Annotated in this window: 14 protein-coding genes; 6 read left to right on the top strand and 8 right to left on the bottom strand. The window is 65.9% G+C overall.

Annotation, left to right across the window (positions count from 1 at the left end; translation table 11 throughout):
* Position 1: 1 nt before the first annotated feature.
* The 5 genes from recD to PRZ03_RS13800 form a co-directional block, all read right to left on the bottom strand.
* Positions 2-2,026 carry an exodeoxyribonuclease V subunit alpha gene (gene recD, locus PRZ03_RS13820; RefSeq protein ID WP_273600849.1) on the bottom strand — a complete coding sequence of 675 codons (2,025 nt, stop codon included), beginning with the start codon at positions 2,024-2,026 and terminating at the stop codon, positions 2-4.
* Complete coding sequence (gene recB, locus PRZ03_RS13815; RefSeq protein ID WP_273600848.1) at positions 2,023-5,811, bottom strand: exodeoxyribonuclease V subunit beta; 3,789 nt, start codon at positions 5,809-5,811, stop codon at positions 2,023-2,025. The genes recD and recB overlap by 4 nt, the downstream gene beginning before the upstream one ends.
* A complete protein-coding gene (gene recC, locus PRZ03_RS13810) occupies positions 5,808-9,347 on the bottom strand; it encodes an exodeoxyribonuclease V subunit gamma (RefSeq protein WP_273600847.1) in 3,540 nt (1,179 codons plus the stop codon). Before recC ends, recB begins: the two co-directional genes overlap by 4 nt.
* Positions 9,348-9,483: 136 nt before the next feature.
* Entirely contained in the window at positions 9,484-12,291 is a 2,808-nt protein-coding gene (locus tag PRZ03_RS13805) for a coiled-coil domain-containing protein (protein WP_273600846.1), read from the bottom strand.
* Positions 12,292-12,383: 92 nt separating this feature from the next.
* Positions 12,384-13,784 (bottom strand): hypothetical protein, encoded by a 1,401-nt coding sequence (locus PRZ03_RS13800; protein ID WP_273600845.1) that lies wholly within the window; start codon positions 13,782-13,784, stop codon positions 12,384-12,386.
* A gap of 61 nt (positions 13,785-13,845) precedes the next feature.
* On the opposite strand from PRZ03_RS13800, the gene alkB reads away from it, so the two are divergent.
* On the top strand, positions 13,846-14,484 hold the full coding sequence (gene alkB / locus PRZ03_RS13795) for a DNA oxidative demethylase AlkB (protein ID WP_273600844.1): 639 nt from the start codon (positions 13,846-13,848) through the stop codon (positions 14,482-14,484).
* A gap of 12 nt (positions 14,485-14,496) precedes the next feature.
* Here alkB and PRZ03_RS13790 read toward each other — a convergent pair whose 3' ends face one another.
* Positions 14,497-15,621, bottom strand: a complete 1,125-nt coding sequence (locus PRZ03_RS13790) for an ABC transporter substrate-binding protein (protein WP_273600843.1) — start codon at positions 15,619-15,621, stop codon at positions 14,497-14,499.
* Between the two features lie 198 nt (positions 15,622-15,819).
* Here PRZ03_RS13790 and PRZ03_RS13785 point away from each other — a divergent pair, with 198 nt between their 5' ends.
* Positions 15,820-16,551, top strand: a complete 732-nt coding sequence (locus PRZ03_RS13785; protein ID WP_273600842.1) for an SDR family NAD(P)-dependent oxidoreductase — start codon at positions 15,820-15,822, stop codon at positions 16,549-16,551.
* Between the two features lie 170 nt (positions 16,552-16,721).
* On the opposite strand, the gene PRZ03_RS13780 is transcribed toward PRZ03_RS13785, so the two are convergent.
* Entirely contained in the window at positions 16,722-17,720 is a 999-nt protein-coding gene (locus PRZ03_RS13780; protein ID WP_273600841.1) for a 2-hydroxyacid dehydrogenase, read from the bottom strand.
* A gap of 113 nt (positions 17,721-17,833) precedes the next feature.
* On the opposite strand from PRZ03_RS13780, the gene PRZ03_RS13775 reads away from it, so the two are divergent.
* A complete protein-coding gene (locus PRZ03_RS13775; protein ID WP_273600840.1) occupies positions 17,834-18,826 on the top strand; it encodes an LLM class flavin-dependent oxidoreductase in 993 nt (330 codons plus the stop codon).
* Between the two features lie 14 nt (positions 18,827-18,840).
* Here PRZ03_RS13775 and PRZ03_RS13770 read toward each other — a convergent pair whose 3' ends face one another.
* Positions 18,841-19,737, bottom strand: coding sequence for a LysR family transcriptional regulator (locus PRZ03_RS13770; protein WP_273600839.1), 897 nt, complete (start codon positions 19,735-19,737; stop codon positions 18,841-18,843).
* 78 nt (positions 19,738-19,815) lie between these two features.
* Here PRZ03_RS13770 and PRZ03_RS13765 point away from each other — a divergent pair, with 78 nt between their 5' ends.
* From PRZ03_RS13765 to chrA, 3 genes are all read left to right on the top strand, one after another.
* Positions 19,816-20,262, top strand: coding sequence for a DoxX family protein (locus PRZ03_RS13765; protein WP_273600838.1), 447 nt, complete (start codon positions 19,816-19,818; stop codon positions 20,260-20,262).
* Positions 20,259-20,933, top strand: coding sequence for a glutathione S-transferase family protein (locus PRZ03_RS13760; RefSeq protein ID WP_273600837.1), 675 nt, complete (start codon positions 20,259-20,261; stop codon positions 20,931-20,933). Before PRZ03_RS13765 ends, PRZ03_RS13760 begins: the two co-directional genes overlap by 4 nt.
* A 176-nt stretch (positions 20,934-21,109) precedes the next feature.
* Positions 21,110-22,471 carry a chromate efflux transporter gene (gene chrA / locus PRZ03_RS13755; protein WP_273600836.1) on the top strand — a complete coding sequence of 454 codons (1,362 nt, stop codon included), beginning with the start codon at positions 21,110-21,112 and terminating at the stop codon, positions 22,469-22,471.
* Positions 22,472-22,494 lie beyond the last annotated feature (23 nt).

Here is a 22,494-nt window from a genome sequence, read left to right as displayed (position 1 = left end):
ATCAGCTTTGCTCCCGGCTCTCGGCCAGACGTTCCAACAGCCCGCTGGCGCGCCGCGTGCGCTGCGCCAGCGCCTTGGCGAAACCCGGTGGCCAGCCGTTGACCAGGGTGAAGGCCTTGCGGGCGCGGGTGATGCCGGTGTAGACCAGCTCGCGCGTCAGCACCCGGCTGGGCTCGGTCGGCAACACCAAGACCGTGTGCTCAAACTCCGAGCCCTGCGACTTGTGCACCGTCATCGCAAACGCGGTCTCCACATCGGCCAGCCGGCTCACCGCCACCGAGCGCAGCTTGGCGCCGTCGGAGAAATAAGCACGCAGGCGCTGGGCCGAGCCTTCCGTGCCAGCGGACTCTCGCTGCGGCCGCAAGACAATGCCGATGTCACCGTTAAAGACGCCCAGGCTGACATCATTGCGCGTCACCATCACCGGCCGGCCCTCATACCATTCACCGCGTTTGACCAAGAGCCGCTGCTCGGACAAGGCCTGCTCGACCGCCTGATTCAGGACTATGGCGCCGAACTGCCCCTCGCGCACCGCACACAAGAGACGAAAGCGCTCGAAGGCCGTCAAGATCTGCCCCACCCATTGTTCAAAGCCGGCCGCGTCTGGCTGGGCCGGGCCTTGTTTGACCAGCTCCAGATAGCGGCGGTAGCCGCCCTCGGCGCCGGGCCGGCCCTGCACCGCCAGACGCAGCAGAGCGGCCAAATTGGGTGGCTGCAACTCATGCAAGATTTCGCGCTCGCCGAAGCGCAACAGCTCGCTCGCCGCGCGGGCGTCGCCGCGGTTGACGGCCAAGGCCAACTGGCCGATCGGCCCGCCGAAACGGTGGCTGCGGCGCAGCATCACGGTTTGCTGGGCCAGCTTGGAAGCTTGGCTCGCCTGGTATTCGGGCGCGATAGCCTGCCCGGTGACGGCTTGCGCGTAGGCGGCCGTTGCGGGCAAGTAACGGCCCAGCTCAGCGTCGGTGCAAAGGTCACCCAGGACCGCGCCCGCCTCGACCGAGGCCAGCTGATCCTTGTCGCCCAGCAGAATCAAGCGACAGCCGGCAGGCAAAGCCTCCAGCAAGGCCGACATCATCTCCAGATGAATCATCGAAGCTTCGTCGACGATCAACACATCCAGCGCCAGCGGGTGGGCCGCATCGGCCTTGAATTTGCGCGTGTCAGGGCGTGCGCCCAACATCGAATGCAGGGTCCGCGCCGGGCCGATCTGTGTCGCCAACTGCTGCAGCGGCAAGTTGCTGCCCAGCTGCGTCTGCAAGTCACCCAGCGCCGAGTCGATCGCCTGTTTGAGGCGCGCCGCCGCCTTGCCGGTGGGTGCAGCCAGGCCCACGCGCAGGCGCTGCGGCTCGGGGTCCACGGCAAACAGCAGCGCCAGCAGGCGCGCGACGGTGTAGGTCTTGCCGGTGCCCGGGCCGCCGGTGATCAGCGACATGCGGCCGTTCAAAGCCAGGCCGCAGGCCAGCTTTTGCCAGTCAAGGTCGGCCGGCTCAACTTCGCTTTGGGGCGCTGCCTCGGGGAACAACAAGTCCAGCCAGCGCCGAACGTCCACCTGCTGGGGCTTTTCCGCCTCGGCCACTCGCGCCAGCACCTGCGCGGCCACCTTTTGCTCGCAAGACCACATGCGGCGCAGATAGAGCTTGGAGCCGCTCAGAACCAAGGGTTCGGCCCCGCCTTGGCGGTCATCCCCAGCCTGTTCCACCCAAACCAGCGGGCTCGCCCGCAGCGCGGCCAGCCAGCTGGGTAGATCGGGCGGCAGCTGCTCCTGCATCAGCTGGCGCAAGGCACCCGCCGCGTCCGCCTTCCAGCCCAGCAGTGCCTCGCTGTCTTGCAGCAAAAGATCAAGCTCCACACAGCTGTGACCGCGCCCTTCCATATGCGCGACCAAGGCGGCCGCCAGGAGCAGCGGAGCCGTCGCGTCCGGCTGTTGCTCGGCTGCAAAGCGCGCAAAAGCCGCGTCCAGCCGGCGCAGCCAGCCCTGCTCACTCCATTGTTTCAATGCTGCCAAAACTGCCAAGGCGGCCGTCATGCCTCGCTCCCGACCGAAAATTGTTGAACCTGCAGGCCTTGCATCAGCTGATCGAGCTCATCCAGCATCTGCAGCGGCGGCACCACCACGCAGCAGCCCCGGCTGGGTGCTTGCAAGCCGCGCAAGAAGAAATAGACCGCGCCGCCGAGCTGCTTTTGCGGCTCGTAGCTCGCCCCCAGGCGGGCGCGCAGCAGCCTGTGCAAGGCCAAGAGATAGAGCGCGGCCTGCAGGTCATAGCGATGTTCGGCCATGGCCGCGGCCAGCGCAGGCGGCTCGTAGTCGGCGTCGCCGGCACCGAGGAAATTGGACTTGTAGTCCAGCACAAAATAGCGCCCCTGATGCTCGAACACCAGGTCGGCAAAACCCATCAAGAGCCCATGCATCTGGCGCTGCGGCAGCGCCGGGCGGGCCAAGTCGCCGAGCAAATGCCGGCGGCAGATCGCGTCCAATGCTTGCGACTGCAGCTGATCCGAAGGGAACCAAAACTCCATCTCGGGCAGCGGGCGGCGCAGATCGCTCAGGGCTGCACCGACCTCGGGCAGCGGCGTGGCGCACAGCTGCAGCAGCCAGCTCAAGACGTCCTGCGCATGCGGGCCCCAGCCCTGGCGCTCGCAGCGGCGCAGCAGCTGAGCTTGCAGCTCCTGCGATTCGGCCAGCCGCTGGAAGCCCTCCTCGGCCAGCCATTCCAGCTGATCATGCAAGAAGTTGCCCGGCAGCGCGCCGCGCGGGAAGCTGTGCCAGGGCTGAGGGAGCGGCTGCTCAGGCGCGGCAAGGCCGCTGTCAGCGGACATGGCGGGAATGGCGGGCACGGACGGCATAGGCGGCATGGCCGGCTCATCCATGCACGCCGCAGCGTTCGACAACAAGGCCTGGCTGGGCAAGGCCCGCACCAAGGCCGAGAAGCTGCCAATGCCCCAGCGCCGCTCGAATTCAGCGTTATAGGCCGGAGCCTCCTGCAGCGGCGGCGGCGCGCCGCGTGCCTGCATCAGGGTCGGGCCCAGCGCCGGCGCGCGCGCGGCCGGCAATAGCGCAATTTGCGGGTTAGCGGCAGCCAGCTCGCGGGCCAGCAGCGGCAGCTGCTGTGCCTCAAAAGGCTGCACGCCGCCCAAGATATAGCCGATGGCGCTGCGGTAAGTCATGCAGTCCTTGGCCTGCCCGACCTTGAGCGCGCTGACGCCTATCCACAGCGCATGCCGCGCCCGCGTCAGCGCCACATACAAAAGCCGCAAGTCTTCGCGCTGCCGGGCGATGTCGGCCGTCTCGATCTCCTCATCGCTGGGCTGCAAAGAGAGCTGGCCCTCGGCGCCCTGCTGCTTGACGTAGGAGGTACGGGCCTTGTTGACGGCTCGAAAGCTGCTGGCGAAGGGCAGGAAGACCAGCGGGTACTCCAGGCCCTTGGACTTGTGCACGGTGACAACTTTGACCAAATCGGCGTCGCTTTCCAGGCGCACGACCGCGTCTTCCGCCGCGCTGGCGCCGGGCTGGCCGCTTTGCTCGATCTGCGCCGCCAACCAGCGAATCAGTCCGGCCTCGCCGCTTTGCAGGCCGCTGGCGGCCTGCAGCAATTCGGCCAGATGCAAGTAATTGGTCAAACGGCGCTCGCCTTGGCCGCCTTCACCGGTATGGCCAGCATTGCCTTGCTTTAACCACAGCGCCGGCAATTGCAGTCGGTGCAGGAGTTGGCGCAACATCGCCAGCACGCCCTGCGTCTGCCAAATGCCTTGCAAGGCCTTGAACTCATCGCTGCGCGCATCGAAGGCTTCGTCGTCTGCGGCCAGGGCGCTCAGCTCGGCCAGGCTCAAGCCCAGCAAGCGGGTCGCGAGCGCAGCGCGCACCAAACGCATATCCAGCGGCGCGGCCACCGCCTGCAGGCAGCGCAAAAGATCGCTGGCCTCGGCACTGGCAAAGACCGAGTCCTTGTCCGACAAATAGACAGAGGCGACACCGCGCCGGCGCAGCTCCCGGCGCACCGCAGCGGCCTCGCGGCCGGTGCGCACCAGGACCGCCATATCGGCCGGCGCCAGGCGTTTGAACTCACCCTTGCCGGCATCAAAAAAACCGGCCTCGGGGTCATTCAAGTAAGCCACCATTTGCTCGGCACAGCGTGCAGCGAAGAGGCGCTGGCTGCTGCCCGCGTCAAGCAAGCTCTCGTCGACCACCCAGCTGAGCGCCGGCACCGTGCCGCCCGCCTCAACAAAGCGCTCGGCCCGGCCACGCGCCGCCACGCCCGCGAAAGGCAAGGGGTTGAGCCCGGAGCCAAGCTCGCGGAACCTGAATGCGCCCTCGCCTGCGCGCGCCTCGGCAAACTCGAAGACCTGGTTGACCGCCGCCACCAAGGCTTCGGTGGAGCGGTGATTGGTGCCCAGCACATAGTGGCGGCCAGCGGTCTTGGCGCGCACGTCCAGATAACTGTAAATGTCGGCGCCACGAAAGCCATAAATCGCCTGCTTGGGGTCGCCGATCAGCAGCAAGGTGCTGCCGCGAGCCTCATCTTCAATCCGGTAGAGGCGGTCGAAGATGCGCGTTTGCAAGGGCGAAGTGTCCTGGAACTCGTCGATCAAGGCGACCGGGTACTGCGCCAAGATGCGCGCGCGCAAGCGCTCGGCGCTGAGGCCTAGCGCGGGGTCCAGCGCCTGATCCAAGCGCGTCAACATATCGGCAAAGCCGAAGAGGCCGGCGGCCGCCTTCAAGCCCGCAAGACGCTGCGCAATACGGCTGGCCGCATGCAGGCGCAGCGGCGGCGCCAGCGCGGGCAGCCCGTCCAAGGCTGCCAACAAGGCCTCAAAGGCGGCGAAATCAGCAGGCAGCTCAGGCAAGGCGGCGTCAGCCTTCAATGCCTCGGCCAAACCGCCCGGCGTGAGCCGAGCGCGCCCGGCGGCCGAAATCTCTATCTCCTCCATCGCCGCGTCCTGGCTCCACGCCGCCAGCGCCCGCAACCAGGGCTGATAAAAGTTGGGCCGCAGCTTGGATTTATTGAAGGGGCAAGCCTTATCGGCCGCCATCTGCCCCTCCAGCCAGTCCTGCATGGCGACAGCTCGCTCGGCCCAGCCCTGCTTCAAGACCTGCAGCCCGTCCGCCCGCTCGGCCGCCACCCGCTCAATCAAAACAGCCAAGGGCTCTTGCGCCAGCTGCGCTGCTTCGGCCGGCAGGCCTGCGCCCAAGAGAGCACGGGCGTCTGTGTTCAAGGCCTCAACCGTGCCGAAGACCGCCAGCGCGTGATCCAAGGCCGGGCCGCCGAGCGGGTAGAGCTGGGCGCGCCAATAGTCTTGCGTCGCTTCCAACAACATCGCCTGCTCGTCGCCGATCAACGCTTCATCAAACAAGCAGCCGCTGTCAAAAGCATGCTCGCGCAACATCCGCTGGCACCAGGCATCGATGGTGTGCACGGCCGCGTCATCCATGCTCTCGGCCGCCAGGCTCAAGCGCCGCGCGGCGATGCTGCGCAGGGCCGGGTCTGCGTAGCCTGCCAACAAGCCCTGCAAAAAGTCGTCATGGGCAGCGACCTGGGCTTCGCCTCGAAAGCACTGGGCCGCCTCCAGCAAGCGCGCGCGAATGCGGTCCGACAACTCGCGCGTGGCGGCGCGGGTGAAGGTCATCACCAAGATTTCAGCCGGCAACAGGGGCCGAGCAAAACCGTTTTCACCGCCATGGCCCAGCACCAGGCGTAAGTACAGCGCGGCAATGGTCCAGGTCTTGCCGGTACCGGCGCTGGCCTCGATCAGCCTGCTGCCCCACAAAGGGAAGCTGCCGGCGTCTAGCAGCTGATGGCTTTTGTTCTCACTCATGCCTGTGCGGCCTCCAAGAGATTCGCCGCCTGATGCAATTCCAGCTTGGCGCAGCTCTTCACCCATTGCTGAAATGGCTCGTACAAGCGCCGCGCCAAAACCTCGAAACGCCCGTCGGCGCTGAGCGCCGCAAAGTCGGGGAACAGCCTTGCCAGGCAGGGCTCCTCGCCCTCCCCGTCGCTGCGGAAGCCACCCTCATAGACCTGGGCTGCATCACCCTTGCCGCTGAGCAGCGCTAGGCCGGTACTCAGCGCCAGCGGCAAGGGCGCGTTGGCGCCATTCATGCCTCCATGCATACCTTCGCTCCAGGCCAGCAAGAGATCGCTCAGCAAGGTTTGGGCCTGATCGCGGGGCAGCGGCTCCAGCGTCACGGTCGCGTCCTTGCCGACCAGCACGCCGCGCAGCGTCACGCCGCAAGCACTCGCCGCCAGCAGCCGCACCCAGGCCTCCAGCAAACGCTCCGGCTGCACCGCTTGAGTCTTCTCGTTCAGGCAAAGCCGGCTGCTGCTGAGCTCAATCCAGACGCGCTGCCCGCCCAGTTCCTGGCAGCGCACATCGGCCAACCAATCCTCAAAAACAGCTGCCCCGTCCGCTGTCGCCTCCTCTGTCGCCTCCTCTGTCGCCTCAAAAGGGAAACGCAGCAAGTCCTTGGGCGCCGCCAGCGGGTACAAGGTCTGCAGCGCCAGCCAGGCCTGCAGCATCGGCGTCAGGGTCGCGACCAGCTTTCTCTCCACCCGCAAGCCCTGCTCGGCCATGGGTAAATTGCCCGCACGGCGCAGGCGCGCGGTGTAGGCCGCCACCCGCTCGGGCAAATCCTGTTCGGTGTTCAGGTCCACCAGCAGCTCGTCCAGCAAGTTGCGCAGCATCGAATACTCCAGCAGCCCGGCGACGGCAAAGGCCTCATCGTCCTCGGCCGCAAGTGCCTGGCTGTCAAACTGCACCAGCAAGCGCTGCTTGAAGAAGGCTTTGACCGGGTTCTTCAAAAACGCGGCCAGGCTGCTGACGGTCAAGGGTGACGGTGACTCCGCGCGTTCATCCAGCGGCGGCGCTGGCTCCAGACCGTCCGCTGTCTGCACCTGCACATGGGCATCGCGCCATTCACGGGCATGGGTGAACAAGCCCGGCTGCGTGGCTTCGAAATAGCGCCGGCTGAAGGGCTGCAGCGGATGCTCGGTGCTCAGGCGCTGCAACACATCTTTGTGCCAGCCGGCCTGCAGATAGTCGCGCAGTTGCGAGACCAGCACCGAGGGCGGCTGCTCGCTGTTGTCGCGCACGCTGCGGCCGCTCCAGCTGATGTAGAGCTTGGCCCGCGCGGACAGCAAGGCCTCCAGCATCAGCTGCCTGTCGTCATCGCGGCGCGAGCGGTCGCCGGGGCGAGCCAGGCCGGGCAAGCCCATCAAATCGAAATCGCTGCGGCTGGCGCGGCGCGGGTAGTCGCCGTCATTCATGCCCAAGAGGCAAACCACCTCGAAGGGCACGGCGCGCATAGGCATCAAGCTGCAAAAGGTCACGCCGCCGGCCTTGAAGCGGCGATTCAGCGTCGGCGCGTCGAGGCTCTCCAGCCAGGCTTCGCGCACGACGGCCAGCTCGATGGACTCCTCAAAGCCTGCCAGCGCACAAACCTCCAACCATGCATTCAGGCCCGCAGCTGCGGCCGCCAACATCAAGCTGTCGGCCTCGCTGCTGGCCGAAAAAAAGTCCGCCAGCAAGGCCCGGCAGCGTTCGGCCCAAACCGCAGGCGTGGCGCCCTCAGCGATCAGCTGCCACCAGGCATCCAGTGCAGCAGCCAGATCGGCCAAGGAGCCGGCCAGACCCGCACTCAATCCGCCAACCTCTGCATAGGGCTGTATGCCCTGAAAGGCCGGCCCTTCGCCGCTGCCATAGCCCAGCAAGATGCGGCGCAGGCCAAAGACCAGGCTGTTTTGCTCGCCGCAAGCGCCCAAGCCCATCTCGGCGCGCTGCTCAGCGCCTAGGCCCCATCTGATGCCGGCGCCCTCCATCCATTGGTTCAGGCGCGGCAAATCGTCCAGGTCCAGGCCAAAGCGCGCGGCAATCGCCGGCACCTCCAGCAAGGCCTGCAACTCACTCAGGCGGCAGCGCTGCTGCGGCAGGCGCAGCAGCCATTCCAGCGCGACCAGGAGCGGGTTATTGGCGCGCTCCTTCAGATCGGCGATGTCATAGGGGATGAAGCGCTTGTCGCTGCTGCGCGCGCCAAAACCGAACTGCCCAAACACCGAGCGTATTGCCGGCGCGAAGGCTTCGATATCGGGCACCATGACGACGATGTCTCTGGGCGTGATGCTGCCCCCCGCCTGCGCCAGCAGGGTCAGCAGCTGGTCATGCAGGATCTCGACCTCGCGCTGCGCGCTGTGCGCGATGTGAAAGGCAATCGAGTAATCATCCAGCGCCAAGGCCGGGCGCGGATGCTCGGCCAGCGGTGTCAGGTCGCGGATATGCGCTTGCACCTGGGCCAACAAGCTCTTGCCCGGTGCTTCGTCAAACAAATCGACCTTGCTGACCTGGAAGCGCTCCTGCGCCTGCAGCACATCATCAAACACGTCCAGCTGGCGCACAAAGTCGCGCCCCTGGCGCCCCCAGCTGGCCAGCAAGGGATGAGCGTGGGCATGCATTTCTTCAAGGGACAAGGTGGCCAGATCCAGCCCTTGGCGCAGCGGCTGGCGGCGCCTCTCGGCGCGCAGCAACTCGCGCCCGTCCATGATGTCGGCCCAGTGATAGCGGCAGGGGTTGGGGATCGCCAGCACCACTTGGCAATGCTCGGACAGCGCCGCCAGCGCCTGCAGCGTCTGCATAGGCACATGGGTCATGCCGAACAGAATAACGCGCCGGGCCAGCGGGCTCTCCCTTGCCCAGTGCGGCGCTTGACCCTCCTGCAGCGCCGCAACAAAACGCTGGTGCAGCTGCGGCCGCGAGCTGGCCCGCTCCGTTTCACTCAGCGGCGCTTGCAGTTCGCGCCACAACGCCGCCTGCCAAGCCTGGTCGGGCGGCAAGGCCTTAGCGCTGCGGGCGTCTTCGTCGAGCGAGCGCGGCAACACATCTTGCCCCGCACCCCAGGCGGCCAGCCAGTCGCTGCGATAGACCTGGTATTGGTCGAACAAATCGGCCAGCGCCGAGGCCAGCTGCAACCGCCGCTCCATGCCGCCCAGACGCAAAAAACCGGCCAAGGGCTCGAAGCCGGGTCGCTCCATCAGCCCGGGCAAGAGCCGCATCAGCCCCCAAGTCAGCGGCAGCTTGTCCAGCCGCGACTGCGCCGGTACCGCCTCCCGACCCAAGAGCTGCCGATACGAGCGCCACAAAAAGCGCCCCGGCAACTCGACCCGGGTGGCGGCGCAGATGCCGCTCGCTTCGGCCAGCGTCATCTTCAGCCACTCGGCCACGCCATTGCTTTGCACCAGGAAGATTTCTTCCTCCAGCGGGTCCAGAGGCTGACGCCGCAGCCACTCGAACACCGCCTCGCCGAGCAGTTCGGCGCGGTTGCCATGCAGGACCAGCAGCCCCGGGGTGATTGTTGTTGTCATCTGTCGAGAAATCCCTGATCGGTCGCTGTCGCGCGAATGGCCGGCCATGCTTTGAGTCTTGGGCCTGGCATTGTGGGGCCAAGCGCGACGCGGCCTCTGGCGGCCCGAGCAGCCAGCTCAAGCTCAGACCTAATCTTTAGCCTTTGCGGGGCTTGAGCTTGGCGGGGTCGACCGTCAAGGCCCCCAGATCCAGATCCTCGTGACCGCGCGGCCGGCGCTGCTCATCCAGCGCCTCGCGCAAGGCCGCGCCCGGCTGCCAGGCCGGCGCTTCCTGCGGCGCTTGACGGGCCGTGCCGGCGACCTGCGCCAACAAGCCGCCCAAGTCCAAATTGGCGTCGGCCGGGCTGCTTGCCGGCGCAGCCATCTTGGGCAGATTGATGCTGGACAAATCCAATTCGGCGCGTGCAGCGCTGCGCGGCAAATCCACCCGCAAAAAAGGCGCCGCATCGAGCTTGGCCTGCGCCTCAAGCTTGGCTTTGGCTTCGGCGCGCGCCTTGGCTTGGGCCTCGGCCTCCGCTTGGGCCTGGGCCAGGGCCTGGGCTTGAGCGGCCACCTCAGCAGCGGCTGCGGCTGCGGCTTCGGCTTTAGCCATGGCCTGGGCCTGGGCCTGGGCGGCAGCGCGCGCTTGGGCTTGGGCTTGGGCTTGGGCTTGGGCTTGGGCCTGCGCGGCGGCTTCGGCGAGATCGTGTTGCGCTTGTTGCTCGGCCCTGGCTTGCTGCAAAGCTGCCTCGCGCTGCTGCTCGGCTTGGCGCTCCAGAGCCAACTCACGGGCCGCTTGTTCAGCCAGCTTGACCTGAGCAAGCCGCATGGCCTCAGCTTCAGCCTCCGCCTCAGCGTCGGCTTTTGCCTTTGCCTTGGCCTGCGCCTCTTCCTGTGCCTGTGCCTCTGCCAAGGCTTGTGCGCGCGCCGCGGCCTCGGCCCGCTCGCGCATCGCTTCTTGCTCGGCCAGCAACTGTTGCGCACGCGCTTGTTCGGCACGTGCTTGTTCGGCACGCGCTTGTTCGGCACGTGCTTGTTCGGCACGCGCTTGTTCATCAAGCAGTCGCTGCGCTTCCCGCTGCTGCTCGGCCTGCTTTTGCAGCGCCAAGGCCTGCTGCGCCTGCTTGGCTGCCCTTGCCTCACTGGCCTCGCGCGCCTTTTGCTGATCAAGCTTTGCTTGGGCTAGGGCCTGCGCTTGGGCTAAAGCCAGGGACTGAGCCCGTGCCTCAGCCTCGGCCTGCTCACGCAGCGCCTGCTGCTCAGCCAGCAACTTTTCCGCCTCGAGCCGCTGCGCCGCCAAGCGCTCGCGCTCCAGTTTTTCCGCCGCCTGCCGCGCAGCCTGCTCTGCCAGCCTGGCTTGTGCTGCGGCCTGGGCCTGTGCTTGTGCATGCGCCTCGGCAGCAGCTTCGGCCTCGGCCTTTTGGCGAGCAGCCTGTTCTGCCCGCAGGCGCTCGGCCTCTTGTTTGGCTTGCTGCTTGGCCTGTTTTTCAGCCAACTCTTGCGCCAACTGCCGCTGGACCTGCTCGCGCTTGCCTTGCTCTGCGGCCTCTATAGCGGCTTGCTCGGCGGCCTTCTTTGCGGCTTGCTCGGCGGCTTTTTCCTCAGCCAACTGCGCCGCTACTCGGGCGGCCTCAGCGGCCGCCGCTTCTTTCTTTTGCTCAAGTGTCAGCTTGCTGGCTTGCGCTCTTTTGAGCTTCTCGGCTTTCTCGGCGGCTTCCGCCGCGCGGGCCGCGGCTTTTTGTTCCGCCAACTGTTGCTTCTCGGCAGCCAGCTGGGCCTGGCGCGCCGCTTTGGCTTCCAGCTCCGCCTGCTTTTTCAGCGCCTTGGCTTGAGCCGCCTGCTGAGCAAGCTGTTTAGCCCGTTCCTGGGTCGCTTGCCGCACGGCCGCAGCCCGGGCAGCAGCTTCAGCGGCCTGCTTGATCTTGGCTTCCTTAGCGGCCTGTTTAGCGGCCTCTTTAGCCGCCTCCTTAGCGGCCAACTGGGCTGCGACTTGGGCGGCTAGTTCTGCGGCAGCTTCTGCGGCAGCTTCTGCAGCAGCTTCAGCGGCAGCTCGGGCGGCCTGCTCGCGAGCCTCGCGTTCCGCCGCCGCGACCCGGGCCTGCTCTGCCAGCAGTTGCTGCTGGGCCATTTTTTCTTGCTCGGCGGCCCGCTGCTGTGCAGCAAGCTTTGCCGCCTGAAGCTCCGCCGCCGCGCGCTCGGCCGCCAAGCGCTCGGCCGCCAAGCGTTCAGCCAGCAAGCGAGCGGCAGCGGCTCGCTCTTGTTCAGCCTGCTCGGCCGCCAAACGGGCCTGCTCTGCCTGCTCGGCTGCCAGGCGCTCTATTTCTGCTCGCTCTTTATCTGCTCGCTCTTTTTCGGCTTGCTCTATTGCAGCCCGCTCCATTGCAGCCTGCTCTTGTGCAGCCTGCTCTTGTGCGGCGCGCTCGGCGGCCGCTCTTTCCACTGCTTCTCTCGCCGCTTCTCTTGCAGCCTCAGCAGCGGCTTGTTTTGCTATAGCTTCTCGCGCCGCAGCTTCTTGCGCTGCCGCGAGGGCCTGGCGCCGCTCGGCGAGTCGCTCGGCGGCCAAGGTGGCCTGCAGAGCGGCAGCGGCGGCCTCGCGCTCCAGCTCAAGCAGCTCATCGGCTTCGCTTGGCGGCACAAGTCCGGGCGCAGTTTCGGGCACGACTTCTTCAAGCAGCTCCGGCTCAAGCGGGGCGCTAAGGGCAGACCGACGCTCGCGCAAATCTTCAACATCGGTGACGTCATGCATATCCCAGCGCCCCGCGCCCGGCCGCCCGCCGGCACGCGGGCTGGGGCGCGCGGCCTGGCTGGCAGAAGCCTTGTGCGCAGCCGCTCCCGCCTTGGGCGCGCTATTGGCTTTCAAGGTCTCTTGCGAGATCGACAGGTCCACCGGCTTGTCGCGCTCGCGCAGCATTTCGGTGAAATCCTGAAGTATCGAATTGGGGTCAAAGCCGTCGTGCGCCGTCATGCCCACATTGTGCCCGCGCGACTTGCCGCCCTTGCAGCGTAGAAGCCCCTACGCCGCCACAATTAAAGCCCACCCGCACAGAGTCGGTATTTTTACCAGCGGCAGCCCTTATTGCCCTTGGCCGCATCCAGCGCCAGCGGCACCACGGCCAAGAGCCCAAGCTGTTCGCCATAAGCTTTGCGACAGTCTTCCCGGGCGGCCTTCTCCATATCCTGCGTCAATTTGGACTTTTGCTCGGGCGGCGTGGGCAACAGTTGCAAGACCCCACTCGAGCCCCGGCTCGACAACTCACCACCACGCGGGCGCGGCAGATTGAGATTCAAGGGCGGCGGTTTGGCGGCCGCCGAGGCGGGCGTGGCCACATCTTGACCCAGTCGCGGCCCAGCCTCCGGGGTGCCCGGACTCGGCACGGCCGACACCAAACTCGGCGTGGCGGCCGGCGCATTGCTGACGCTCACCGCCGAGGCAGCCATGGCGGCCAATGGCGCGACTGCCTGTGTTTGGGTCGCATTTTGAGCCGGTGAATTGGCCGACAAGGCTTGCACCTCCTTGCGTTCCTGGCGGCTCAACAAGGCCGGCGGCGCCGCCATCTGCTTGTTGACGGGCTCGGCTGGGGGAGCTAGAGGAGCCGGGGGAGCCGGGGCTGACTCAACAATCGGCGCGGCTGAGGCGGCAGGAGGCTCAGACGGTGCCGCTGGTGCCGCTAGTGCCGGCAAGCTGTCCGGTTTGAACTGCGGCAAGGCGGGCTGTGGCGTTGCAGCGATCAAGGCTGGCGTGAGCCGGCTGGCCGGGCGCGGCGCGCTGGGCAATGGGCCAACTCGTTCAATCGCCTCGGCCTTGGCGCGCGCAAGCGGAACCACCGGCGCCGCTTCCATCACCCTCACCCGCGCCTGCGGCAGCGGCAGCTGATCCAAGAGCTGAGGGGCGACCGGCGGGGAGTCCAATCCGGTCACAGGCTTGGACTTGAGGCGCGTCAACGCCTGCTGGGCGGCAGGCGCGGCCATCTGCAGCGGCGCAGGGCTGGGCAGAGCTTGGGCCAGCTCTGCGACTTCAGCAGTTTTGGCCACTTCGCCCGCCTGGGCCGCTTCGGCGCTGCTGGGCGCCTCCACACGCTCGGCGCGCCAAGGACCGACTTCGGCCGCACCCGGTGTCGTCGGCCTGGGGGCGCGCCGGGCCGGGTCATCCTGCGGGCGCACCCTGCCCCCATAACGCTGCTGCTTGGCCTGGCCGGGCGGCCCGGGGCTAACTTCGGGCAGAGGGGGCAAGGGCTGTGCCGCCGCCTTGCCGGTTTCGCCCTTGTTGCCGGCCAAGGTGACATTGAGCCGGCCCCAGACGCCGTCACCGGGCTTTGCGGTGCCGGTCGCATTGCCCAACATCAGCACCAGCCAGAGATGCAGCAACACGGCCAAGAGCAGGCATTGGCCCAGCTGGCCGTTGGCCGCCGGCAAAGAACCGCCTTGCGCTGCCTTGGGGATGATGTGCTTGAGGAACAATGGAAGCCGAGCTAAATCCTGAATTGAACGCAGTCTACTTGGCAGCCACCCGCCTGCAGCAATGAACGCCGAACTCTTTCCCCTCGAGACCGACCTGTCCATCGCCGACGGCGCCTGGCTGCTGCCCGGCTTTGCCCTGGATGCAGCGGCGGCTTTGCGGGAGACCGTCGAGGCGGTGCTGACCGAGGCGCCGCTGCGCCATCTGCACACGCCCGGCGGCCAGGTGATGCAAGTGGCGATGAGCAATTGCGGCCCGCTGGGCTGGGTCTCGGATGCGCGTGGCTATCGCTATCAGGCCTTGGACCCGCTGTCCGGCCGGCCTTGGCCTGCCCTGCCCCCGCTGATCGCCGGGCTGGCCCGGGAAGCCGCCGCGCGCGCCGGCTATGCATCTTTTGACGCCGACGCCTGCTTGATCAACCGCTATTTGCCCGGCAATCGCCTGAGCCTGCACCAGGACCGCGACGAGCGTGATTTCAGCCAACCGATTGTGTCGATCTCGCTGGGCCTGCCCGCCACATTTTTGTTCGGCGGCCTGACCAGGGCCGACAAGCCGGCCCGGCTGACCTTGCGCCACGGCGATGTGCTGGTCTGGGGTGGCCCGTCACGGCTGCGCTTTCACGGCGTGCTGCCGCTGGACGATAGCGAGCACCCGCTCCTGGGCCGCCAACGCCTCAACCTGACGCTGAGGCGCGCCGCTTGATGGGGAGCGCACTCAGGGCTTGACCTTGAGCTCGACAAACTGCGAGCCACAGCACTTGCCCGGCCCATCATTGAGCACAAAGCCATCCAGGTCGAGCCGGCCCAGCGAGGCCATGCCAGCCAGCAGCGAGGCCCGTGTCAGCGGCAATTTGCTGCGGCGCAGCCCCTCCATCAGCACCGTGGCAGCGATATAGCCCTCCAGGCTGATCGAGTCAAAGTGCTTGTCACCGGCCTCACGCATCGCCTTTTGATAAGCCGCCACCAAGGCAATGGATGCGTCCTGCGCATCGGGCACGACTTGCGCAATCGTCACGCCACCCAGTTGCTTGCCCAAAGCACCCCACAAGGGCTCACGGCCGGCAAAAGACAGGGTATAGAAATGCCCGGCGTAGCCCGCCTGGCGCGCCGCACCGATGAAGGCGGCGCAGGTCGCATAGCTGCTGACCATGAAGATCGCGTCGCTGCGGCTGTCCTTGACCAGTTGCCTTACCTCGGCAGCGACTTCGGCGCTGTTGCGCTTGATGCTGGCGACGGCCTTGACTTGAATGCCTAGCGGGCTTGTCGCGGCCCTGATCGCCTCCAGGCCGCTGCGCCCAAACACATCGGCTTGGTAGAGCACATTGATGCTTTTGACGCCGGCCGCCTGCATCGCAGCGGCCAATTTGTTCGCCTCGTCAACATAGCTGGCTCTGACATTGAACACATAGGGGTTGGCCGGCTCGCGCAGCATCTCGGCCCCGGTGTAGGCGCCGACAAAAGCGATCTGGCTGCGCTTGACGGCGGGCAGCGCCGCCCAGCTGGTCGGCGTGCCGATATAGCCGAACAAAGCCAGCACGCGCGCGTCATCGATCAAGGTTTGGGTATTGGCCTCGGCCCGGCCCTGCTCATAGGCATCGTCAAGCAACTCAAGGTTCAATTTTTGGCCATGCAAGCCGCCGTGCGCATTGACATGCGCAAAGGCAGCCCCCGCACCCGCATGAAAGCGCCGACCCAAGATCGCCGCTGGGCCGCTCAAGGCCGCCGAACTGCCGATCCGAATTTCGGCCCCGCCGCGCTCTGCCGCCCCAGCGAATGCCCAAGCCCCGCAGGCCATCAAGGCCAGGCTTATCTTCAGACACAGGGCAAGGAGTTTGGACATCGGGGCTGGGGGCTGGGCTAAAAACCGCTGCTAACACCGCCGTCGGGCGGACGGTCAAGCGCGTGTGGATCAGTCTACGCCGAATGCGCCGCACGCTTGGGGTCCCCGCAGTGAAGGATTGCCGGCTATGCTGCGCGCGCTGGTTTGGGGCTGACCGGATCGGCAGCACTCAAACCCGACTGGATAAAGAAAGACCCCATGGACCTCAAACTCGCTGGCCTGCATGCCGTCGTCACCGGCGGCTCATCCGGCATCGGTGCAGCCATCGTTCGCACACTCGCCGAAGAGGGCTGTCGAGTCTCCTTCTGCGCGCGCGCTCAGGCCGGTGTCGATGCCGCAATGGCCGACTGCGCGGCCTTGCCCGGCCGCGTGCAAGGCGTGGCACTTGATGTGGCCGACACGGCCAGGGTCGAGCAATGGTTTTCAGAACTCGCCTCGTTTGACATCTTCATCCCCAATGTGAGTGCGCTATCCGCCAACTGGGCTGACGCGATCGCGACCGATATCAACGCCACCGTCGCGGTGACCGAAGCGGCGATTACCTACCTGCAGGATTCGCCGAACGCTGCCATCACCTATATCGGCTCCAAAGCCGGTTCGCTGGCCGCACCCAATTCCGCCGCCTATGGCGCCGCCAAGGCGGCAATGGCGCACTATATGAAGTCGCTGGCCCTGCGGCTGCTGCCTTCGATTCGCGTCAACACGGTGTCACCCGGTGACACCTTGGCGCCGGGCGGGCTGTGGGACAAGGTGCGACTGGGAGATCCTGCGGCCTACCAAAAAGTGCTGGCTCGCAACCCCCTGGGCCGGCTGGCCAGCCCGCAAGAGATTGCTCGCGTTGTGGCCTTTGTTTCCAGCCCGGCCGCCAGCTTTGTAGCCGGCGCCAACTGGTATGTGGACGGCGGCTCGGTGGCGCATGTGCAGATCTAGCTTGGCGCTAAGAACTTGTCCGTAAATAGCCGGGTCAGAGGATGGCGAGGCGATTTGAGCGCAGAGCAAGGCGCAGACCACAGCGATACCCGTAGGTATCGCGAGGATCTGCAACGCAGCTATGGGTTCAAATCGACCGTCAGCCGACCCCGGTTATTTACGGACAAGTTCTAAATCTTGATCTCATCGCTCAAGGCCTGACCCGTGGCGAACTGGCTCACGCTTTGGATTGTGGTTTCGCAAATCGTGCTGATGGCCTCCTCGGTAAAGAAGGCCTGATGCCCGGTGACGATCACGTTAGGGAATGAGAGTAAGCGCTGGAACACGTCATCGGAAATGATGGTGCTGGACAGATCGCGGAAAAACAGATCGGCCTCTTGCTCGTAAACGTCCAGCCCCAGGCCGCCCAGCTGGCCGCTCTTGAGCGCCTCAATCGCGGCCTCGGTATCGACCAAGCCGCCCCGGCTGGTGTTGATCAACAAAGCGCCACGCTTCATGCGCGCCAATGTCTCCTCATTGATGATGTGCTGCGTTTCTGGAGTCAAGGGGCAGTGCAGCGAAATGATGTCGGCACGGGCGCCGATCTCGCCGGCCCCGACATAGCGGGCGCCAAGATCCAAAAAAGCCTGCGAGGGGAACTTGTCATAGCCGATCACCTCGCAGCCAAAGCCCAGCATGATGCGCGCGAACACCAGGCCTATCTTGCCGGTGCCGACCACGGCGACGGTCTTGCCGTGCAAATCAAAACCCATCAAGCCGTCGAGCGCGAAGTTCGAATCCCGGGTGCGGGCGTAGGCGCGATGCACCTTGCGGTTGATCGCCAGCAAGAGCGCCACCGCATGCTCGGCCACCGAATAAGGCGAGTACGTCACCACCCGCACGACCTTGAGCCCCAAGGCGGCGGCCGATTTCAAATCAACATTGTTGAAGCCGGTGCAACGCAGCGCCACCAGCCTGGTGCCGCCTTGCGCCAAAGCCTTGAGCACCTCGGCGTCGGCCTTGTCGTTGACGAAGATGCAGACAGCCTCGTGGCCCGCCGCCACCGCCACGGTATCCATATCCAGCGGCGCATCGATAAAGTGCAGCTGATGGCCGGCCTGCGCCTTCGCATTGGCCGCGCTTAAAAACTCTCGGTCATAGCGCTTGGCGCTGAATACGGCAATCTTCATTCCTTGACTCCCCTGAACTTGGCCCGCATGCTTGGCGCCCTTGACACTATGGCATGGCGCTCACTGATATCCGCAACAGGGGCATTGCGGGCAAGTCTGCGTAAGATGCAGGCATGACTCCGCTGTCCATTCTTGACCTCGCCCCCATCGTCGAAGGCAGCAACGCTGCTGCGGCTCTGGCCAACAGCATCGCCCTGGCCCGCCACGCCGAGCACTTGGGCTACAAACGCTTCTGGGTGGCCGAGCACCACAATATGGACGGCATCGCCAGCTCGGCCACGGCGGTCGTGATCGGCCAATTGGCGGCGGCGACGCAGAGCATAAGGGTCGGCTCAGGCGGCATCATGCTGCCCAACCATGCGCCCCTGGTGATCGCCGAGCAGTTCGGCACCCTGGCGACCTTCTTCCCCGGCCGCATCGATCTGGGCCTGGGCCGCGCGCCCGGCACCGATGGGCCGACGATGCGCGCACTGCGCCGCCACCTGGACCGCGCGGGCGAAGATCGCTTCCCCGAAGACGTCGTCGAGCTGCAGAGTTATCTGGCGCCTGAGCGCGAGGGTCAGGTCGTGCGGGCGGTTCCGGGCCAAGGCACCGAGGTGCCGATCTGGTTGCTCGGCTCCAGCCTTTACAGCGCGCAGCTCGCCGCCTATCTGGGCCTGCCCTTTGCCTTCGCCTCGCACTTCGCGCCCGAACTGCTGATGCAGGCCCTGGACATCTACCGCGCCCAGTACCGGCCCAGCGTCCAGCATCCCAAGCCCTACGCCATGATGGGCATCAACATCATCACCGCCGCCAGCGATGCCGAAGCCGCCTATTTATTCACCTCGCTGCAACAGCGTTTTTTGGGCATGCAACGCGGCAAGCGCGGCCTGCTGCCGCGCCCGGTGGACAGCATGGCGGGCTTGTGGACGGCAGCAGAGCAGGCCGGTGTGGCGCGCATGTTGGCCGAGTCCCTGGTCGGCTCGCCCGCCACGGTGGCCGCCGGCCTGCGGGCGACGCAGGCGCGTACCGGCGTGGACGAATTCATCGTTGCCTGCGCGGTGCACGACGCACAGGCCAGATTGCGCTCCTATCAACTGCTGGCGGAGTTGAATCCCAAGGCTTGAACAAACGGTCTGGCTCAAGGCATCTGCAGGGTCTGCGCCAGATGGCCATAGACGACGGACACGCGGCGCAAATGGCGGGACTCGGGATGAGTCAGCAGCCATAGCTCGGTCTCGCAATCGTCCAGCGGCTCGGTCAAACGGAGCACATCGCTGCGCCCCTCGGCCAGGAACAGCGGCGCGATGCCGACACCCATGCCCAGCGCCACCAATTCCAGCACCGACAAGATGCTGCTGACCCGGTAGCGCGGCTGGGCCTTGGGGAAATTTCGTCTACGCCAGACCACCGATGGATGCTCGGGCAGCGCCTCGTCGGGCGCGATCCAGTCGACCCGGCCGGCTTCCACATCGGCCAGTTTGATGCTTGGCTTGCCAGCCTGTTTGGCTTTGGCCGCATACAGCGCGACCCGGATCGGCCCGATCTGCTTGCCCACCAGATGCTGAGGCGGGCGCTTGGTGGCGCGTACCGCAATGTCGGCATCGCGCCGGGTCAGGCTGACCAACTCGTTGCCGGTGTGCAAGTCAAAGCCCAGCAAGGGATGGACCTGCTGCAAGCTGCGCAAGGCTGGCGCCACCAGGCCGTGCAAGATGGTATCGGTGCTGCTGATGCGCACCATGCCGGACACCTGCGCCGGCGCCGTTTCGACGGCCGAGCGTGCGGCCTCCAGCGTCGCCTCCAGTTGTTCGGCATGTTCGGCCAGCTGCGTTGCAAGCTCGGTCGCGATATAGCCGGCACGCGAGCGCTCAAACAAGGCCCTCCCCAAGCCGCGCTCGATGCGCTGCAGCGAGCGGAACACCGTCGAGGCATCGGCCCCGACGCGCTCGCCCGCGCCGGCCAGGCTGCTGCCGCGCACCAAGGCGAGCACCACGGCCAAGTCGGCCGGCGTCATTTTGTATTGCGCTTTTGCAATCATTACCTGTCGATCCGCATATTCCAATTTCGTTAACGCAATCCTACAGTGAAGCCCTGTCAACCCACCAGGAGTTTCTTCATGTACACATCTGCCGCCTCTCAACAACTCGGCATCACCGTCCTGCGCCTCAGCCTGGCCGCCATGTGGATCTCGCATGCGCTGCTCAAGCTGCTGGTTTTCACGCTGCCCGGCACCGCGCAATACTTCGCCAGCATCGGCTTTGCCGGCTGGCTGGCCTACCCGGTCTTTGCCTTCGAGTTGCTGGGCGGCATCGCGCTCTTGCTCGGCGTCTACGCCCGCCAGGTTGCACTGGCGCTGCTGCCGGTGATGGCGGTGGCGGCCTGGGTGCACCTGCCCAATGGCTGGGTTCACACCAGCGCCGGCGGCGGCTGGGAGTACCCGGTCTTTCTGATGGCCGCGTCGCTTGCGCTGTACTTGCTGGGTGACGGCGCCGCCGCACTCAAGCGCAGCCCGGCGCTGTTGCCGGCCTTCTTCTTCGGTGACGCAATGGATGTAGCAAAATGAGCGGCCCCTTGCTGCTGGTCTCGCACCTGCTCTGCCCCTATGTGCAACGCGTGGCCATCGTCTTGGCCGAGAAGGGCCTCGCCTTCGAACGGCGCGACATAGACCTCGCCCACAAGCCCGATTGGTTTTTGAAGCTCTCGCCTTTAGGCAAGACGCCGCTGCTGATGGACGGCGACGCGGCCATCTTCGAATCGGCGGTGATTTGCGAGTACCTGGAGGAGACCGCCCTGCCCCGTCTGCACCCCAGCAATGCCTTGCTGCGCGCCCAACACCGAGCCTGGATGGAGTTTGGCTCGGCCTTGCTGAACACGATTGCGGGCTTCTACAACGCGGCGGACGAGGCTGCGCTAGCCGCCCGTGGAGCCGAGATCAAGCGGCGTTTCGAGCAGCTTGAGGCGCAGCTCGGAGAGGGTCCGTACTTCGCAGGAGCCAGTTTCAGCCTTGTCGATGCGGTGTTCGGCCCGGTGTTTCGCTACTTCGATGTATTCGACGACAGTGCCGACTTCGGCTTCTGGACCGGCCTGCCCAAGCTGCAGCGCTGGCGCCGGCAGCTGGCCGCACGGCCCTCGGTCATCGCTGCCGTGCGACCCGACTACCCCCAGCGCTTGCAGGAATTCTTGCTCGCCCGCCAGAGTGCTTTGGCGGGCCGCATGCTGGCGACGCGCAAATAGAACTTCAAGCGCTGGCCATGCAGCGGCGCCAAGGGCAAAACTCAAAGGCGACCTCAAGCAAGCGTGGCCTCCGGGCAAGCTCGGTCAAGCTCGGTCGATCTCGGGCAAGAGCACCCGCCACTATGATGCCGATCCGCCTCGGCCGCCGCCGCTGCGCCGCAACTTGCAATTGCAGTATGACGACTCAAGAAACCGCCCACCTCACGCCACCCTCGCCCGTCAGCTTCTGGCAGGCCTTTGCCTTCTGGCTCAAGCTGGGCTTCATCAGCTTTGGCGGCCCGGCCGGGCAGATCGCCATCATGCACACCGAGTTGGTAGAGCGCCGGCGCTGGATCAGCGAGAAACGCTTTTTGCATGCGCTGAATTACTGCATGCTGCTGCCCGGCCCCGAGGCGCAGCAGCTCGCCACCTATATCGGCTGGCTGATGCACCGCACGCGAGGAGGCATCGTGGCGGGAGCGCTGTTCGTGCTGCCCTCGCTGTTCATCCTGATCGCCCTGGCCTGGGTCTATATGCGCTTCGGCGACTTGCCCCTCGTGGCCGGCATCTTCTACGGCCTCAAGCCCGCCGTCACCGCGCTGGTGCTGCATGCCGCACACCGCATCGGCAGCCGCGCGCTGAAAAACCGCTGGATGTGGGGCATCGCGGCTGCAGCATTTGTGGCGATCTTTGCGCTCAACACACCCTTCCCCGTCATCGTCTTGGCCGCCGCCTTGATCGGCAGCGCAGGTGCGCGCTGGGCGCCGCAGGTCTTCGCGCTCGGAGGCGGCCATGCTGCGGCCAAAGCCGGCTACGGCCCGGCGCTGATTGACGACGACACACCCACACCGGCGCATGCACGCTTCACCCGCAGCCGCTTGATTCGGGTCTTAGCCATAGGCGCAGGCCTCTGGCTGGCCGCCATGGGCTTGCTCTTGCTGACCCAAGGTTTTGAGAGCCTGCTGACGCAGATGGGATGGTTCTTCACCAAGGCCGCGCTGATGACCTTCGGCGGCGCTTATGCCGTGCTGCCCTATGTCTACCAGGGTGCCGTCGAGCAGCATCAATGGCTGAGCGCTGCGCAGATGATGGACGGCCTGGCACTGGGCGAAACAACGCCCGGGCCCTTGATCATGGTGGTGGCTTTTGTCGGCTTTGTCGGCGCTTGGCTGCAGCCTGTCTTCGGGTCCGACAGCCTGTTCTTGTCGGGCGCGGTGGCGGCCACCGTCGTCACCTATTTCACCTTCTTGCCGTCCTTCGTCTTCATCCTGGCCGGCGGCCCGCTGGTCGAGGCCACGCATGGCAAGCTGGGCTTTACCGCGCCGCTGTCAGCCATCACAGCGGCGGTGGTCGGCGTGATCGTCAATCTGGCCTTGTTCTTTGCTTACCATGTGCTTTGGCCCACCGGTTTTGGCGGCCACTTCGACTGGGTCTCGGCATCGATCGCGCTGGCCGCCCTGCTGGCGCTCTTCCGATTCAAGATCGGCGTGCTGCCCTTGTTGGGCGCTTGTGCGGCACTTGGTTTGGCTGTGACTTGGTTGGCTCCAAACCTGATTTGATTGCAGCCAAAGACGCTGCGAAC

Origin of the sequence: Roseateles albus, assembly GCF_028595345.1 — a bacterium.
GTDB lineage: Bacteria > Pseudomonadota > Gammaproteobacteria > Burkholderiales > Burkholderiaceae_C > Paucibacter_A > Paucibacter_A albus.
Note: the sequence above shows the minus strand (reverse complement) of the source record. Positions and strands in the feature narration are given on the sequence as shown.